A 15,802-nucleotide genomic window follows, 5' to 3' on the forward strand; every position below is an offset into this window, starting at 1 on the left:
GAATTGGACAAAAATTAATGAATGACATACGGCCTCATACAGGCATGTATTTCATCCATCCACTTTCTATATTCAGGTATAAAGTATGTTTTCAGGAATGATTGGAAGTGATTTGAAGGGAATGTATAGAAAGCTAGTACATCAAAACTTAAAAATATTTGATCAAACGAACGAATCGTTTTGGCAAAGTGTTCATTTTCAATAATTGAAAGCAGAAGAGGATGTGTTGTGTCTAAATGAAAGAAGGCATGGATCAGATCATTAAAGATCCGATCCCCTTCTGTTTTGTCAAAATCCTTCTCAATTTCATCTAAATAGTTTAGACTCTCTTCTATCGTGTATAGAAGTTCATAATATGTGGTTAATAAAATATAGTCATTTGAACGATACGCCACAGGTCTCACCTATTTATTTCCGTTTATCGTAGTATACGCCGTCACTTGTTATGGGCTGGTATGGATTTTGATAATTCAGCTGTTTTGTTTTCTTTTTTTGTATGGCTTGAATATCTGCCTTTATTCCATTTTGGATAACCGTTAATTGCTTCGCCATCTGTTGATCTGTTTGGATGATTTCGCGGATTTTCTCTTTTTCTTGATCCGTCAATTCATGCTGTATATCTCTCATTAATTCGTCTCTCTCAATTAAAAAGGCATCAAAGTCTTCAACCAGTGTGTCACTTTGCGGATTTTCCGCTATTTCGGCTGCCATTTTTAATGTTTGATCATGCAGCTGGTCCACAATACTCATAGAGAGCCCCCGATAGAGTGGTGACGGCCTTTTCGATCGGTTTGAATGACTTCCTTCCACGCATCACGAAAATCAGTTACGTACTCTTCTATTTCATTCAATATCTCTTCGTCATTTTGAAGATTGGCTTCTATCAGTCTGCGATAAATGTAATCATACATACTTGCCATACTCTTTGATACGTCATAGGAACGATTTAAGGTGACATTTAATTCTTGAATGATGTTTTGAGCCTTTTTCAGGTTCAAGTTTCTCGTTTCTGCATCCTCTTTTTGAATGGCATGCTTCGCTATTCTGATGAACTTTAAGCAGCCTTCATAAAGCATAAGCGTCAACTCGGCAGGTGTTGCGGTCTCAATAGAATTTTTCTGATAGGCGGCATAAGGGTTCTGTATTGCCATATGTTATAAACCTCCAATTATTGTCCAAGCAGTTGAGAAAGGTAGCCAGATTGGTTGTTTAGCTTTTGAATTGCACTATCCATGGCGTTAAACTTTTTGTAGTAACGGGCTTCAACCATTTTTAAACGATCTTGGAATGTACTCATTCGTTTTGTCAAAGAATCAAGGTCCTTACCAAGTCCGTATTCCTTTGATTCCATTGTTATGCTGCCAGCCTTTTTTTGAATGCTCTTCGAAAAGTCTGATAAGGAATTTTTGATACGATAGATGATGCCTTGTTCTTGATATTGCTGCTGCGCTTTGTCTTTATCCTTTGAATCCACATTTAAACTACCCGAGATGAACATTTGTCTGACCTTCTCCGGGTCTTCTTCAATGGCTTTTTTTAATTTCTCTACTCCATCACTATCCTTAATAAATTCAAGCTTCCCACCATCTTTATAGCTGGATGATGTCGAAATACCGATTTGTGTGAGTTGGATTTTATTCGCATCACTTGTCGTAATATTAGCATACAAATCACTTCTTATTTTAGAGGCACCAGATCGTAAAATGGAATCACTTCTCAGCAAGCCAGACTTCGCGGTCGTTTCCCATAGCTCTATTTCTTTTTCAGACATCGCTTTTTTCTCTTCAGCCGTTAATGGATGATAGTCTCTGTTTTTCTTTTCATTGACTTTTCCATTAATCTGCTCAACGAGTTCATTATATTTATCAACAAATTGTTTAATTTTATCATATATTGCATCCACATCTGTTGAAACGTTTAAGCTGACGGGCTTATCTGTGGTTGCTTTAAGCTCGTACGTAATATCAGCCTGCGTGAATGTATTGTTGTTATTTTCCATTTTCAGACCATTAATCTCGTATTGCGCCTTCTGTCCTTGAGTGGTCGCAACTAATTTGTTATCTCCATCTACTTGGAAGCCTAATTGCGTTAAAAATGAAGCCGAATTGCCATCAGCTGCTTTAATACTGACGCCTTCACCCGTTGTTCGAGAAGTAAGAGCGATGGTATCCACGTAGTTAGTGCCATCAGAGATTTGGCCTTTGTAAGCCGTCACACCTAATTGCGCGCTGTTCAGCTTTTTCACGATGTCATCAATTGTATCGGTATCAGAAGTATTGATTGTCACCGTTTTTGGTTTTGTCGAATCTGGTGTCGTCACTTCAAACGTAAACGTTCCGTTTGTTGGTGTAAATCCAGATGTACCAGAGGATTTGAAGACGGAAGCTGTCGCTAGCTGAGTGACATGAATAGAGCCAGAGGTCGCATTTGTTGATCCAGTTGCTGTGACAGCAGATTCATTAGAGCTTGTCACCTTTTTGGCGCCATATGTACTTGGACGCGTTAAGTTTAAACTGTTAATCAAATCATCTAATTCTTTAATTTTCGAGTTAACCTCGCGATAGCTGTCTCTTTGCCATTCAAGCGTTTGTTTCTGACGCGTCATTGTATCAAGTGGTGCTTGCTCCGTTTTCATCAGCTTTGATACGATTTCATCAATATCGAACACATTTGAAAATCCAGTAATACGATTGACCATTATTTATGTTCTCCCTTCATTTACATTCTTTTATCTACAAATAAACCGACAATTTCTGTCATTGCTGCATAGAAATCAAGCCATTCCTTGGAAGGAATTTCTCTAATGACTTCATCTGTTTGGTTATCTACGACTTTGACATAATATTCGTTGAGTTTTTCATGTAATTCAAATTGAAGATGAAATTGAGTAGGTTCAATCAGCTTGTTTGCCCCTTGAAGCGTTTTTTCAATTTCTTCTTTTGAAACAGCCCTGCCATTTGCTTGTGAGTCAGAGTTTACATTGTCATTCTGGTTATTAGAAACACGGGTTTGAAATGCATCGATAATTGGCTCTAGCGATGTCAACTTACCAACAGACATAGTTATTCAGCTCCTGTGCTTTAATCTATCTTTTATATCGGCTTTGAATTTGCAAATTAAATATAGATGGACCGATTTGTTAAAGTTTCCTATAGATCATGAACATCTGTATCGAAACGCTTTCACACGGAGAAGGACAGCTGAATGCGATAAAAAAATCCTCACTTTTTTTGTGAGGATAATTGAGAGAGGAGATCTAAGGATAAACTCGCAGCACGATTGTTCTCTTCTTGAATTGACAGGTACACTTCTTTCCTGTGAATATCGATGTGCTTAGGAGCCTCAATCCCGACTTTCACTTGATCGCCTTCGATTGAAATAATCTTGACTTCAATATCATCGCCTATTTGAATCGACTGGTTTAATTTACGAGACAGCACTAACATGAGGATGCCACCTCTAACAAATGTTTTGTGTGATAGGCTGAATCATGCAAAATCACCTGCTTGGCTTTCATGTTTTTCCGGTTCACAATAATAGGCGCTCTTAAATTGGCTGTTGTTTTTTCAATAGATGATTCCATTGTTAAAATAACCATTACTTCCACATCATTAGCATCTTCTACTTCCAGAATGTCTACAACCGTTTCGTCTAAATCAAATTCGTATTGATTGAAGAATAAAAACGGGCTGCTGACGATAAAACCTAATGCCGAGTTATTTAATGATTGAAGAACTAAAAATGGAGACTCTTCTGATAAAGGCAAAATGACAAACTGTTTTTGATCCAGAAATCCTGGTATCCCGTTAGAGAAGTGAATGATTTGCTCCTCTTTGATTGTCACTTCACCATGGTATTTTGTTTGAATGATCATAATTCACGACCTTTTTCATTTTTCTTAATTATACCTTATCACCATTTTGGCCCGTTTCGTCAACTTCTATTTTTAATTCTGGGTATTGTAACATATCAATATTGACCTTACCTGGCTGGTAGTTAACGATTGGTTTATGAGGTGTGGCCTCTATGATAGCTTTTTGCGGCTCCACATCAATTTGAAGCTCAGAAGGCTGATAGTGAATTTTCACACTAAAGAATGAAGGTATCACACCAATGGTGAATTGTTTTGCTGGGGGACTGCCATTGATTTTGGCAAACTCAGCAATCGCATTCCCACCATTCTCGATCTTGATAAGTTCACTTCCTTCTTCCGCTCTTCGACCCATTCCTTCTCCAACAGCACGCTTCCCCTCAGCTGCCCATTCCTCAGAACGTCTAAAAATTGACTTGATGTCCATATCGGCAAACGCCTCGGTTTGATCAATGGTTAATTTCGATGGTGTCCTTTTGATATTCATGACAGCTCGTGGCTGCTGAATCTCAAGATCAGCTTGTGGCTGCTCTACTTCTTGCCGGGAAGGAGTTGTCGACATTTGAAGTTTTGCATAGGTTTGCTGCATTAACAATCTAGGGATTTGCATATGTTCACCTCCATGATGCAAAAAAGCACCCATCGGATGCTTTTTATTATCTTAAGAAATCTACAAGGGATGGCTGAATGACTTTCGCTGTTGTCGCTAAAGCAGCTCTATTCACCGTCTCTTGTTGAAGAAGATCAAGAATTGCCTTTTCACTTTCAACATCTTCATTATCTGATTTAGCATTTTTCAGTACTTGAAATTGTGAAGTCAAACGACTTCCTACTAAGTCAACACGATTCGAACGCGCTCCTAGGTCAGATCGCTCAGCACTCATTACTTCTTTAAACTGATCGATACTTCCTAATGCATCATCAGAATTCGCAAACGTTCCATTTTTCAATGAGTTTTCTAAATCAGTCAGCATTTCAATGACATTTTGACCGTTAGCCTGTCCGCCAAACGCTGAGATTGGATTTGAGTTTACATTTAAAGTGATACCATCAGAAATATTCGCTTGAACAGCATTCGCATCTGTATAATTTTCGAAGTTAAATGTATACGTTCCGTCTGCATTCTCAACAACTGGTTTAACATTTGTATTTGTCCCATTAAATACGAACTTACCTAGCATTTGAGTGTTCATTGCATCAATGATTTGATTCTTCATCTGGCCAATTTCCACTCCGATAGCTGCTAAATCTTCGGGCTGCTTTGTTCCATTTGCCGCATCAAGCACTTTATCTCGTATATTTGACATAATATCAATGATTTCAGTGACACTTGTTTCAGATGTATCAATCCAGTTTTGTGCTTCATTTAAGTTATTTTTATATTGTTCATTTCGGAACAAGGCAGTACTATATTGAAGGCTTTTTACTGCTGCAACAGGATCATCAGACGTTTTTGTAAAACGTTTGCCTGTTTGTGCCTGCTCATTAATTTTAGAAAGTTTTTCATAACTTTTACTAATATTTCGAAGTGAGTTTTGAGAAATCATACCTTGTGTGACTCGCATCCGTTATCCCTACCTTCCTACGACACCCATGCCGTTTATGACCTTATCCAATACTTCATCTTGTAATGTCATAATTCTCGCAGCCGCATTATATGCATGCTGAAATTGGATCATATTCGTCATTTCTTCATCAATGGAGACAGCGCTAGTCGACATTCTACGTTCATTGGCTGAATTGACAAGAGCAGCTGAACTGCTTTCAAGCGTCATGTTCTTTTTCCCTTGTACCCCCATCTCAGCAATCACATTTTGGTAATAATCCTGAATTGTCGTTGTATTTCCGCCGATTGGTAACTTTAAGTCTTGTATATTAGCTAATTTCGTAGCATTCGAACCGTCACCTTGTGTTTGATTGAGAGATGCAGCAATATTATCTGTTGATGCTAAAATGACATCGCTCACTTTAATACGAGCTGCCAAACCTTTATTCAACTCATTGTTATTTTCGATATCAAAAAAGTCTTGTCCACTTGCACCATTTAACGTGTACCCCTGCTTATGTACATCGTTAAATGTATCCATGAATACTTTTGCTACTTCATCCAGCTCTGCAAGCATATCTGGATACATGCCTTTTTCAGCACCGTTTGACATGTAGCCATAAGCTTCAACAAGTGCTTTTACTTTACCGTTCACTTGTAATTGATCCGCTGCAATTGTTGTTGTTCCGAATTGAAGTGAGTTAACAAGTCCCGTTGTATTATCGTAAGAGATTTGCAGTTCAGACTTTTCGTTCGTAATACCATTCAAAATGTTTCCAGCAGATTGTCCATTTGCACCGATAATGTCGATGTTGACAGTTCCTTCAGCAATTTTGAGTGCATTACCACCAGGTGGATTGTAGCTGACCTTAATATCAACAAGTGAGGATAATTGGTCGACCAAAGTATCACGTGTATCATAAAGATCATTTGGAAGATATCCATTTGGCTCAACTGCTGCAATTTGTTTGTTCACTTCATCTATTTGAGATAAAAGAGTGTTTACATCTTTGGCTGTTGAATCGAGTTCCGTTTTTAAATTCTTTTGTATCGTTGTTAAAGAAGAATTGAGCAGACGGAATTGGTCAACTAAAGCCTGTGCACTTGTTTTAACAACTGTACGTGCAGAAGCCGTATCAGCATTTTTTGATTCCGATAAGACCTGTAATGATTTCCATAGATTATCAAAAGCTCTGTTCAAGCCCTCATCCGTCAAATCATTCATAACCCCTTCCATCTGTGAAAGGGCATCTGACTTCGTTGAGTAGTAAGATAAGTTATTATTATGATCTCTGTATTGTAGATCTAAAAAGCTGTCTCGAATTCTTTCAACGGTTCCAACTTGTACACCTGTCCCCATTTGGCCATACGTTTTGCCGTCATAAACAGAAATGACTGGATAAGGATTTTCTGCTTTAAAGGTCACTCTTTGTCTTGAGTAGCCCTCCGTATTTGCATTGGAGACGTTGTTTGATGTGACATAAAGCCCTGCACGCTGGGCTGTGATGCCTCTTTTTGCCGTTTCTAGTCCCATGAATGTAGAACCCATTGGTATCCTCCTTGTTTACGCCTTTGAATCAAACAAAGCCCTTTGCTGTTTAGGCTTTGAACTCTCAAGACCATTTTGTCCGTAATTCATATTTTCTTTATTAGGGTTAACGAGATCGAATGTCAGTGAAATAAATTGAAGTGACTGCTGAATAAGCTGCTTGTTCAGTTCATTTACATCTTTTAGTTCCACCATGATGTCATTTAGTTTCTCATATAATGAAATGAGCTCTTCTTGATCTGTACCTTCAGCCTTTTCGATACATGCAGTGATGGTTGGTGATTGATCACTTTGTAAAAATTGAACGGTCGCTTCAATTCGTTTTTCTTCTAATTGAGAAATGGCCTGAATATACTTTTGCTCTAAATTCAGGACCTCTGAAAGAGCATCAATCTCATTGCTTTTCAGCATTTCTGTTTTATCCTTAGACAACTTTAAAAGCTGTTCATGCAATCCATAGAGACGATGCAGTTCTTCAATAATTATTTTAACTGACATTCACGCTGCTCCCTTTTGTTATTGTTGTTTATAAAAATTCAGCATTTTATCTGCAATGCCTTTTGTATCTACTTGATATGTTCCGGCTTCAATGCTTTTTTTAATTTGGTCAATTTTATCTTGGCGTTCTCTCATAATATTCGGCACCTTTTGCATTTCGATTGCCTTTTTAGAAATTTCGACTTTATCAGTTGATTTAGCTTGATTCGATTGCAACGTTTGTTTCTCATATGTTTTCTTGTAAGGATTTACTGGTTGTGTTCCATATCGATTAATTTTCACGGGATTCCTCTCGCTTTCCGTTACAGTCTGTCTTGATTCTATCCATTTTATCGACCAAACTGCAACTTAGTTTAGGGAATCAGTCGTTTTTAGGATTAATGGCATAATAGGTGTCTTTTTTCCTAGATTCAATCTCCCTTTTACGCTCCTCTTCTTGGTTCATTTGGCTGATTTGCGAATGAATATCCTGTTCACATTGGCTGCATAGCTTGTTTTTCCTGATCGCTTTGCCACATCTTTCACAAGGATAATTAATATTTGGAAATTGACTAATTTGCAGTCTTTTCAAACGAATAAATTTCAAGATTAATTCTTCATCAACGTCTGTTGCTTCTACTATTTCAGCAATAGTTGATTGTCTATTACTTTGTTTTCTCAAGAATTTATATACGATATCAAAAGAACGTTCTTCTTCTTCAAAGCATTTGTTACAAACCGTTTGGATGGTGGTTTTTAAAAATAGCTGATTACATTGTGGACAGTTTGCCAATTGATTCATAACCAAAACCCCTTACGTTATTTTCTTTTCTTATTATCGGTTAATTATCATGATTTTTAACTACGTATCAACGTAAAAGAAGAAACACTTTTAGCACCTGCGTCTTTCAAAATTCTTGCCGCATCATAGATGGTTGCTCCCGTTGTATAGATATCATCAACTAATATAATATCCCTTTGAACAACCGCATCTGTTTGCTTGATTTGAAACAATCCTTTTTGATCTAGGCGTTCATTTTTCTTTTTTTTAGACTGCTTACTTTGATGTATTTTCACGAGTGGCTGCAATATTGGCTTATCTAGCAAAGAAGCGATTATCACGGACTGATTAAATCCTCTTTCTTTTAGTCTTTCATGACTTAAAGGGATCGGTATCAGCAATGGGTCTTTTATGCAGAAGGAATGTTTAAATGCTGCTTGTACATCTCTTTTAAACAGCTCAGCTAAAGCCGTATCACCCCGAAATTTAAAGCGGGCAAGGACATCTTTCATCAACTCGCTGTAAGTATAAACTGACCTATTTTTTACAAGGACTTTAATAGAATCAGAGCGTTCATTCCAACTATTACAGTCCTGGCATAATTGGTCATTTGACTGCGCCCTTCCGCATGTTGGACAAATAGGACGTTCAATCTTTACTAAGTGATTCTTACATGCTACACAAAGACGATCATCATTTAATAGTAGGAATGATTTCCATGTAAAAGCAGGCACAAAATGTCCCTCGCAAATTTGACAAATCAATTGGTTTCCTTGTTCAGCAGCAGACGATTTTCACACCTTGGAAATGCGGAAACCTTGGAAGCTGCTTCTGTCAGAATGACCAGCATCGCAGTATTCTTCTGTTTATCCACCATCTCAGATTTACTGTAAGATATTTTATCGATATCTGTTATATATTGTGGTTTCACTTGATTCAGTGAAATCGCTAATACATCTTCCATACACTTTTCACAATGACAAATCATGTTTAATTGGTTGAGATATTGATTGAGAATTTCCTTGAGTAGTATTTCTTTTGCATTGAGTAGCATATTTGTCTCTCCTGCCATTTGTGTATTGTGAATATAATGTACCATGATTTAGTTGAACCCACACTGTTTTTCAGAAAACTCTTTTGCAGCCGTATCATTCATTTTTGCGATATGCTTCTTTGCTTGTTTCATACTTCTCGTTAAACCAAAATGAAAAAGGAAAACATCTCCTGTACAATAATCCGGATGTCTGCCTACCCGTCCAGAAATCTGAACAAGTGCACTCTCTGTAAAAATAGTAGATTCCGAACCTAGTACCCCCACTTGAACATTTGGAATGGTTACGCCTCTTTCTAGAATAGTGGTTGTAACTAGTACATCGTATACGTAATCTCTAAAGTGCTGAACCTTTTGTTTCCTATCCGGATCATCGGCAGATACTCCCTCCACGTTTAAGGATTGTTCTCGAAGAATCTTCGTTACCTTCTTCATGACAGCAATTGAAGGAACAAAAAGTAATATTCTTCTCTTATTTGCAATATGTCTCTGCATCCAATTCATCACTTTAGGGGGCAGTTGGTTCTTTTTTAATTTCTTTTTCCAATGTCCGATCCAATGAAAGGTCGGTACGGGTAATGGGTGCTCGTGAAAACGCAAAGGAATTTTTATCGCTTCCAGTTTTCCGCGAGAAACCTCTCTCGTCATTTTTTTAGAGGGTGTCGCACTTAAATAAATCCTAACCCCTCCGTTCTTTCTCATCGCCTTTAGAACAGCAAATTGGAGTCGCTCATCCATTGAATAAGGGAAGGCATCGACTTCATCTACAATGAGCACATCAAAAGCATTTTTGTATCTCATCAGCTGGTGGGTTGTGGTGATCACAAGCGGTGCTATTTGAAACCTTTGAGAACTGCCTCCATAAAGTACGGTAATTATCACCCCTTGAAATGCTTTTCTAAGCCGCGGTTCGAGTTCAAGCACAACATCTGTTCTAGGTGTCGCAATACAGACACTCATTCCTTGATTTAATGCATATTCGATTCCGTGAAAAAGCACTTCCGTTTTCCCTGCTCCGCAAACCGCCCAAACAAGTAGATCAAATTTGTTTTTAATAGCTTCAATCATTCTTTCTGACGCTCTTTTTTGTCCTTTAGACAGCTCTCCCTGCCATGTTAATTCGGCTCGACCTGTTTCTACCATTTGTGGACCTGTCCATTCATAAAGAAACCCACATTCTGCTGCTTTTCCCATCATGATGCATGATCTACAGTACACACAATCCTTTTGACACACTTCACATGGAGAATGAGCGAAATACCGCTTGTGTGATACACCGCACCGGCAGCATGTAAAACCATTTGCTTTCCTCTCAATGGCTGGAGACCGATTGACTAAGCCCTTCTCCTCCAGCCAATCTAAATTGGAATGCGGGCACTTTGTTTCAACGGTGAGCAGATGGCGTGAATGCAGCTGCCCCATTAGTTCCATTGCTTTGTCCATATTCATCTTCACCAAACACCTTTCAATTGATGTTTGGCTATTATGCGCAAAGACATGACCTTTCGTCCAACAGTTAAAATCAAAAAACAAAACCTCTTTTCCATACGAAAAGAGGTTTTTTAGGAATTATCTAATCACCCAGCCAAGGGCTAAAGAGCCTTCACCTAGATGGGTGCCGATTACGGCACCAAAGTAGCTTTTATAAAATTCAACATGAGGATATTTTTCTGATAAGTGCGCAATTAATTCTTCTGCTTCTTCTTCTCTATTACCATGTATCAGTGTTGCTCTCATCGGAACACCACGTGATGCATCTTCATCAAATAATTCAAAAATACGTGAAATGGCTTTTTTACGTGTGCGAATCTTCTCAAAAGGAACAATTAGCTTGTTGTCAAAATGCAAAATAGGCTTTACCTTTAAGAGGCTTCCAATAAAAGCCTGAGCACCATTTAATCTGCCGCCTCTTTGCAAATGAGTTAAATCGTCTACCATAAAATACGCCCGCTGACTTTCTTTCAGGTAATTTAGATGTGCTAACACTTCTTCTAAAGAAGCACCTTCTTGGATTTTTTCAGCAGCTTCTAACACATAAAAACCTTGTGCCATACAGCTTGTTTCTGTATCAAACGGGTAAATATCAATCCCGTCAACTAGATCATTCGCTGAGACCGCACTATTATACGTTCCACTAATTCCACTTGAAAGGTGGATACTAATCACGGCGTCGTATGTTTCACTTAGTTTTTCATATAAGGCTATTAATTCACCAAAAGCAGGCTGAGAGGTTGTTGGAAGATCTTTGTGTTTTTTGATTTCTTCATAATATGTCTTCCAGTCCATTTCTATTTCTTCACGGTATGATTCACTGCCGAAGATGACGTTAAGGGGGATCATATGAATATTATGTTTATCACGCAGCTCTTGTGGTAGATAAGCAGTACTGTCTGTTACAACGGCTATTTTCATTCTTAAATACCTTCCTTATTCGTTAAGTTACTCTTTTTTATTTTAAAAGAATGATCATTTTTTCATTAGATTTATAATAGTAATCAAAAAAGCCTGCCTAATCAATAGGCAAGCCCTCTATATCCGAAAAAGAATCCTTACCCTGTCTATCATTTCCCTTCACCTAAAATGTGAGAGAATAAAAACAGGCGAAAAAGGAGTACTTGTCCGGAACACTATCTCATTTCTACCCAGCCGTTTTTAATAGCTACAACAACAGCTTGTGTACGGTCGTTTACATTCATTTTTTGCAAAATGTTACTCACGTGGTTTTTAACTGTTTTCTCACTAATAAAGAGCGATTCACCGATTCCTCTGTTGCTCTTTCCGTCAGCTAACATTTGAAGAACTTCACATTCACGTCTAGTTAAGATATGAAGTGGTCTGCGAATTTCAGGATATACCTCATGCTGTGGATGTGCTGAAACGCCGCTAGTCGCTAGGCGTCGGAATTCATTTACTAAGTTATGAGTGACTTTCGGGTGTAAATAAGAGCCTCCGTCAGCTACAACTTTCACTGCTTCGATGAGTGTGTCTGCATCCATTTCTTTTAACAGGTAGCCTCTCGCCCCTGTTTTCAATGCATGTGTTACATAGTTTTCATCGTCATGAATAGATAGAATAATGACTTTTGATTCGGGATAAAGCTCAACAAGCTGCTTTGTAGCCTCAACACCATTTACATTCGGCATATTAATGTCCATAATGACAACATCCGGATGATAGTGTTCTACGATACGTGCAGCTTCGTCACCGTCGTCTCCTTCTGCAACTACTTCAAAAGTAGGTTCAAAATCTAAAATCCGTTTGACACCTTCACGGAATAATTGGTGGTCATCAATAATTACAATATTTACTTTAGTCACAAGCTACGCCTCCCCATGTTTATTGTTCTACACCTGAACTTTATGGTCAATATGTCTTTTGACTCTATTTTACAATTTTATTTTGCAATGTTAATGGCACGCGAATCATGATGAATGTCCCTAGACCTATTTTTGAGTCTATGGTCATTTTACCTTCCAGTAAGTCTACGCGTTCTTTCATGCCAAGTAAACCGAAGGATTTGTTTTTGTTTGTTTTCACATCTTTCATATCAAAGCCTTTTCCATCATCTTTAATAATTAAGGTCACAAAGTCTTTCGTTACTTCTACTTTGACAGAGATTTCTTCAGCTTCAGAATGTTTTAATGAATTTGTGACAGCTTCTTGGGCTAGTCTAAACAGTGCTACTTCAAATTGAGAAGCAATTCTTTCGCTTTCTGTATCACCTAGGCATTGGAACGTAATTTTGGTTTTTCCATCATATTCTTCAATTGTGTTTAAGTATTTTCTCAGTGTCGGAATCAGTCCCAAATCATCTAAAGCCATCGGTCTTAAATCATAAATGATTCTTCTCACTTCGTACAGTGCATTTCGCACATTCTGTCTGAGACTTCTAATTTCTTTAAAACCTTCTTCTGTACCGCGGTCTCTAAAAATCCGTTCAATTAATTCGGAACGCATCATCACGTTTGCCAGCATTTGAGCAGGGCCGTCATGAATTTCTCGAGACACTCTTTTGCGTTCTTCTTCTTGGGCTTCAATAATTCTGAGACCAAAATCTTGTTTTGCCTGAGCATCTTCAAGTAAAACGCCGACCTGGCGTAAATCCTGGTTGAGATAGTTGAGAACCACTGTAATCTGACTCACAAGCGTTTCAGAGCGTTCAATGACGTCTTGTAAACTTAATAACCGTCTTTCCAAATCGTCTCTTCTTTCTCTCAGCTGCTTCTCGCGCTGCTGAATCATGGTGAGTTCCACTTGCAAGTTATGTGCTTTTTCGTAGGCCTCACGTATTTCTTCTTCGCTGAATTTGTTGAAGTTTCTGCTGACCTCAGATAAGCGGTTTCTAGCATGTCTTGTATGGACTTCCAGCTTATCCCCAAAATCAATTACTTCGTTTACTTGCTGTTTGATTTGCTTCAGCTCTTCTACTAGGCTTTCATATTGTTGACGGGACTGTTCGCCTATTCTAAATACTTCGTCCTTGCTGCCATCAACTGTACTTAGCATTTTCATGATGATTGAATCCAATAATTTCGGATCCATTTTGGGTGTTGTCATGGCTTTTCCCTCCCGTAACAGTGATGTCATCTTTTTTTATTATAAATGTCATTGATCTGCATTTTATGTCGAATTATAATGAAAGAATGCGTATAATCATGAAGTTTTTATGACGACCCTTTTTCCGCTCCTATCATCATAACAAAATACGCTGTAAAATTCTAAAACCAATGCAAATTTTCACTAGTCTTACAATTTGCTTGTCAGGAGGGTATGTCTTTTGCTGAATCGCTATCTTACAGTAAAAAGTCGTGGCGAGCATGAGATCGTCATTGAAAAATCACGTTTTATTTGTCATATACAGCGTGCTGTCTCAGAAGAAGAAGCACAAGCATTTATACAATCCATTAAAAAACAACATTGGAATGCCACACATAATTGTTCAGCCTATCTCATTGGTGAACATGACCTGATTCAAAAGGCGAATGATGATGGTGAACCAAGCGGTACAGCAGGTGTGCCAATGCTTGAAGTGCTAAAAAAACGGAAGCTGAAAGATACAGTCGTTGTGGTCACTCGTTATTTCGGCGGTATCAAGCTTGGTGCCGGTGGATTGATTCGTGCCTACGGAAAATCTGTATCAGAAGCTATCAACCATGTTGGAATGGTAGAGCGCTGTTTAATGCGTACAATGCACACAACAATAGATTATACATGGCTTGGAAAGGTAGAGAATGAGCTTAGAGCCTCATCTTTTCAGCTAAAAGAAATCCATTATGCAGAAGATGTTATTTTTGAGACATATGTCGAAGAAACACAAACAGAGCAGTTCATTGAGTGGATGACTGAGCTGACAAATGGAAAGAGTGTTACAAAAGAAGGCGAACTGATTTATTTAGAAAAGGACATTGGTCCGATAAAGGAGACAGATGAATGGCACAACGAGTAAAAGTGCGTGTACGAAAGAAAAAGAGTAAGAAGAAGAGAATTATCAAACGTATTCTGGTCTTATTTTTGCTTCTTATCATCTGCATGGGCGGATTTGCAGTATATAAAATCGTCAATACTCTTCAAGCTGCTGACAAAACATATGATGAACTAAACCGTGGAGAGAAATCGAATCTTCGTGATGCTGTCATTGATATTAAGAAAAAACCTTTCTCTGTACTATTTGTCGGAATTGAGGATTATGCCACAAAGGGTGATCATGGCCGTTCAGATTCACTCATTGTTGCAACGATTAACCCCCAAGACAAAACGATGAAAATGGTTAGTATCCCTCGTGACACACGCGTACAGCTTGCAAGTGATACAACAGGAAGTAAAGAAAAGATCAATGCAGCATTTGCTAAAGGTGGTAAAGACGAAACGATCGAAACTGTCGAACAATTCTTGCATATTCCGATTGATAAGTATGCAACCGTTGATTTTGACGGATTCAAGGATGTCATTGATGAAGTCGGCGGAATTGATATCGATGTTCCATTTGACTTCAATGAAAAAAGTGATGTTAAAAAATCGAAAAAGATTTACTTCAAAAAAGGCAATATGCATTTAAACGGCGAAGAAGCACTTGCTTACGCACGGATGAGAAAACAAGATCCACGCGGTGATTTCGGACGTAACGATCGTCAGAAACAAATTTTACGTGCAATGATTGATCAAATGGCGAAGCCAAATAACATTGCGAACGTCGATAACATTGCGAAAGAAGTCAGTGATCACATTACGACCAATTTCCGTATCACAGAAGGTCTTGCCCTTCAGCAAATCTACAGCGGATTTAAAGGAGACGACACAGAAACTCTTTCTATTAAGGGATCAGACCTTTATTTAGGGCCAAATCGCACGTATTACTTTGAGCCAGATCCGACCAATTTAGCTAACGTACAAAATGAATTACGCACGCATTTAAAGCTTCCTGCTGAATCTTCAACTGAAACAGATTCACAAACCAATCCGTCCTCTGGTGAAACGGGGACAAGTGATACACCTAACTCTTCGACCAGCACACCTGGACAATAATAAAA

At 38.3% G+C, this 15,802-nt stretch carries 21 protein-coding genes; 2 read left to right on the forward strand and 19 right to left on the reverse strand.

What is annotated here, in order from left to right:
- Positions 1-14 precede the first annotated feature (14 nt).
- The 19 genes from MHH65_RS16545 to MHH65_RS16635 form a co-directional block, all read right to left on the reverse strand.
- Positions 15-395, reverse strand: coding sequence for a hypothetical protein (locus MHH65_RS16545; RefSeq protein ID WP_041115576.1), 381 nt, complete (start codon positions 393-395; stop codon positions 15-17).
- 13 nt (positions 396-408) lie between these two features.
- Entirely contained in the window at positions 409-750 is a 342-nt protein-coding gene (fliT, locus tag MHH65_RS16550) for a flagella biosynthesis regulatory protein FliT (protein ID WP_046313066.1), read from the reverse strand.
- On the reverse strand, positions 747-1,151 hold the full coding sequence (gene fliS, locus MHH65_RS16555; protein WP_342497877.1) for a flagellar export chaperone FliS: 405 nt from the start codon (positions 1,149-1,151) through the stop codon (positions 747-749). The genes fliT and fliS overlap by 4 nt, the downstream gene beginning before the upstream one ends.
- A gap of 17 nt (positions 1,152-1,168) precedes the next feature.
- Positions 1,169-2,698 carry a flagellar hook-associated protein 2 gene (locus tag MHH65_RS16560; RefSeq protein WP_034281091.1) on the reverse strand — a complete coding sequence of 510 codons (1,530 nt, stop codon included), beginning with the start codon at positions 2,696-2,698 and terminating at the stop codon, positions 1,169-1,171.
- Positions 2,699-2,718: 20 nt separating this feature from the next.
- Positions 2,719-3,060 carry a flagellar protein FlaG gene (gene flaG, locus MHH65_RS16565; RefSeq protein ID WP_034281093.1) on the reverse strand — a complete coding sequence of 114 codons (342 nt, stop codon included), beginning with the start codon at positions 3,058-3,060 and terminating at the stop codon, positions 2,719-2,721.
- A gap of 161 nt (positions 3,061-3,221) precedes the next feature.
- Positions 3,222-3,446, reverse strand: a complete 225-nt coding sequence (gene csrA, locus MHH65_RS16570; protein ID WP_008360181.1) for a carbon storage regulator CsrA — start codon at positions 3,444-3,446, stop codon at positions 3,222-3,224.
- Positions 3,440-3,874: a flagellar assembly protein FliW gene (gene fliW / locus MHH65_RS16575; RefSeq protein ID WP_024423615.1), complete on the reverse strand. Its 435-nt coding sequence runs from the start codon at positions 3,872-3,874 to the stop codon at positions 3,440-3,442. The genes csrA and fliW overlap by 7 nt, the downstream gene beginning before the upstream one ends.
- A 28-nt stretch (positions 3,875-3,902) precedes the next feature.
- Positions 3,903-4,481, reverse strand: a complete 579-nt coding sequence (locus tag MHH65_RS16580; RefSeq protein ID WP_024426253.1) for a DUF6470 family protein — start codon at positions 4,479-4,481, stop codon at positions 3,903-3,905.
- Positions 4,482-4,527: 46 nt separating this feature from the next.
- Entirely contained in the window at positions 4,528-5,436 is a 909-nt protein-coding gene (flgL, locus tag MHH65_RS16585; protein ID WP_034281095.1) for a flagellar hook-associated protein FlgL, read from the reverse strand.
- Positions 5,437-5,445: 9 nt separating this feature from the next.
- Positions 5,446-6,966 (reverse strand): flagellar hook-associated protein FlgK, encoded by a 1,521-nt coding sequence (gene flgK / locus MHH65_RS16590; protein WP_024423618.1) that lies wholly within the window; start codon positions 6,964-6,966, stop codon positions 5,446-5,448.
- A gap of 15 nt (positions 6,967-6,981) precedes the next feature.
- Positions 6,982-7,464 carry a flagellar protein FlgN gene (locus MHH65_RS16595; protein WP_024423619.1) on the reverse strand — a complete coding sequence of 161 codons (483 nt, stop codon included), beginning with the start codon at positions 7,462-7,464 and terminating at the stop codon, positions 6,982-6,984.
- 18 nt (positions 7,465-7,482) lie between these two features.
- Positions 7,483-7,746, reverse strand: a complete 264-nt coding sequence (gene flgM / locus MHH65_RS16600) for a flagellar biosynthesis anti-sigma factor FlgM (RefSeq protein ID WP_024423620.1) — start codon at positions 7,744-7,746, stop codon at positions 7,483-7,485.
- 79 nt (positions 7,747-7,825) lie between these two features.
- Positions 7,826-8,245 carry a TIGR03826 family flagellar region protein gene (locus MHH65_RS16605; protein WP_034281098.1) on the reverse strand — a complete coding sequence of 140 codons (420 nt, stop codon included), beginning with the start codon at positions 8,243-8,245 and terminating at the stop codon, positions 7,826-7,828.
- Between the two features lie 56 nt (positions 8,246-8,301).
- Positions 8,302-8,958, reverse strand: coding sequence for a ComF family protein (locus MHH65_RS16610; RefSeq protein ID WP_227001684.1), 657 nt, complete (start codon positions 8,956-8,958; stop codon positions 8,302-8,304).
- Positions 8,959-8,984: 26 nt separating this feature from the next.
- Positions 8,985-9,278: a competence protein ComFB gene (locus tag MHH65_RS16615; RefSeq protein ID WP_024423623.1), complete on the reverse strand. Its 294-nt coding sequence runs from the start codon at positions 9,276-9,278 to the stop codon at positions 8,985-8,987.
- A 48-nt stretch (positions 9,279-9,326) separates the two neighbouring features.
- Positions 9,327-10,724 (reverse strand): DEAD/DEAH box helicase, encoded by a 1,398-nt coding sequence (locus MHH65_RS16620; RefSeq protein WP_141545669.1) that lies wholly within the window; start codon positions 10,722-10,724, stop codon positions 9,327-9,329.
- A gap of 120 nt (positions 10,725-10,844) precedes the next feature.
- Complete coding sequence (locus MHH65_RS16625; RefSeq protein ID WP_024423625.1) at positions 10,845-11,687, reverse strand: DegV family protein; 843 nt, start codon at positions 11,685-11,687, stop codon at positions 10,845-10,847.
- Positions 11,688-11,902: 215 nt separating this feature from the next.
- On the reverse strand, positions 11,903-12,592 hold the full coding sequence (degU, locus tag MHH65_RS16630; RefSeq protein ID WP_008348273.1) for a two-component system response regulator DegU: 690 nt from the start codon (positions 12,590-12,592) through the stop codon (positions 11,903-11,905).
- Positions 12,593-12,656: 64 nt separating this feature from the next.
- Positions 12,657-13,832 carry a sensor histidine kinase gene (locus MHH65_RS16635; RefSeq protein WP_003213166.1) on the reverse strand — a complete coding sequence of 392 codons (1,176 nt, stop codon included), beginning with the start codon at positions 13,830-13,832 and terminating at the stop codon, positions 12,657-12,659.
- A 220-nt stretch (positions 13,833-14,052) separates the two neighbouring features.
- On the opposite strand from MHH65_RS16635, the gene MHH65_RS16640 reads away from it, so the two are divergent.
- Positions 14,053-14,721, forward strand: coding sequence for a YigZ family protein (locus MHH65_RS16640; RefSeq protein WP_012011434.1), 669 nt, complete (start codon positions 14,053-14,055; stop codon positions 14,719-14,721).
- On the forward strand, positions 14,706-15,797 hold the full coding sequence (locus MHH65_RS16645) for an LCP family protein (protein WP_034281103.1): 1,092 nt from the start codon (positions 14,706-14,708) through the stop codon (positions 15,795-15,797). Before MHH65_RS16640 ends, MHH65_RS16645 begins: the two co-directional genes overlap by 16 nt.
- Positions 15,798-15,802 lie beyond the last annotated feature (5 nt).

The organism is Bacillus sp. FSL L8-0654 (assembly GCF_038629965.1).
Classification (GTDB): domain Bacteria; phylum Bacillota; class Bacilli; order Bacillales; family Bacillaceae; genus Bacillus; species Bacillus safensis.

Excerpts from the sequence above, each read along its gene's own strand:
- MHH65_RS16625 (WP_024423625.1), bottom strand. The coding sequence starts at position 11,687 with ATGAAAATAGCCGTTGTAACAGACAGTACTGCTTATCTACCACAAGAG.
- MHH65_RS16615 (WP_024423623.1), bottom strand. The coding sequence starts at position 9,278 with ATGCTACTCAATGCAAAAGAAATACTACTCAAGGAAATTCTCAATCAA.
- csrA (WP_008360181.1), bottom strand. The coding sequence starts at position 3,446 with ATGTTAGTGCTGTCTCGTAAATTAAACCAGTCGATTCAAATAGGCGAT.
- MHH65_RS16580 (WP_024426253.1), bottom strand. The coding sequence starts at position 4,481 with ATGCAAATCCCTAGATTGTTAATGCAGCAAACCTATGCAAAACTTCAA.
- fliT (WP_046313066.1), bottom strand. The coding sequence starts at position 750 with ATGAGTATTGTGGACCAGCTGCATGATCAAACATTAAAAATGGCAGCC.
- MHH65_RS16595 (WP_024423619.1), bottom strand. The coding sequence starts at position 7,464 with ATGTCAGTTAAAATAATTATTGAAGAACTGCATCGTCTCTATGGATTG.
- fliW (WP_024423615.1), bottom strand. The coding sequence starts at position 3,874 with ATGATCATTCAAACAAAATACCATGGTGAAGTGACAATCAAAGAGGAG.
- flgK (WP_024423618.1), bottom strand. The coding sequence starts at position 6,966 with ATGGGTTCTACATTCATGGGACTAGAAACGGCAAAAAGAGGCATCACA.
- MHH65_RS16620 (WP_141545669.1), bottom strand. The coding sequence starts at position 10,724 with ATGAATATGGACAAAGCAATGGAACTAATGGGGCAGCTGCATTCACGC.
- flgL (WP_034281095.1), bottom strand. The coding sequence starts at position 5,436 with ATGCGAGTCACACAAGGTATGATTTCTCAAAACTCACTTCGAAATATT.
- MHH65_RS16560 (WP_034281091.1), bottom strand. The coding sequence starts at position 2,698 with ATGGTCAATCGTATTACTGGATTTTCAAATGTGTTCGATATTGATGAA.
- flaG (WP_034281093.1), bottom strand. The coding sequence starts at position 3,060 with ATGTCTGTTGGTAAGTTGACATCGCTAGAGCCAATTATCGATGCATTT.
- MHH65_RS16605 (WP_034281098.1), bottom strand. The coding sequence starts at position 8,245 with ATGAATCAATTGGCAAACTGTCCACAATGTAATCAGCTATTTTTAAAA.
- MHH65_RS16645 (WP_034281103.1), top strand. The coding sequence starts at position 14,706 with ATGGCACAACGAGTAAAAGTGCGTGTACGAAAGAAAAAGAGTAAGAAG.
- MHH65_RS16635 (WP_003213166.1), bottom strand. The coding sequence starts at position 13,832 with ATGACAACACCCAAAATGGATCCGAAATTATTGGATTCAATCATCATG.
- fliS (WP_342497877.1), bottom strand. The coding sequence starts at position 1,151 with ATGGCAATACAGAACCCTTATGCCGCCTATCAGAAAAATTCTATTGAG.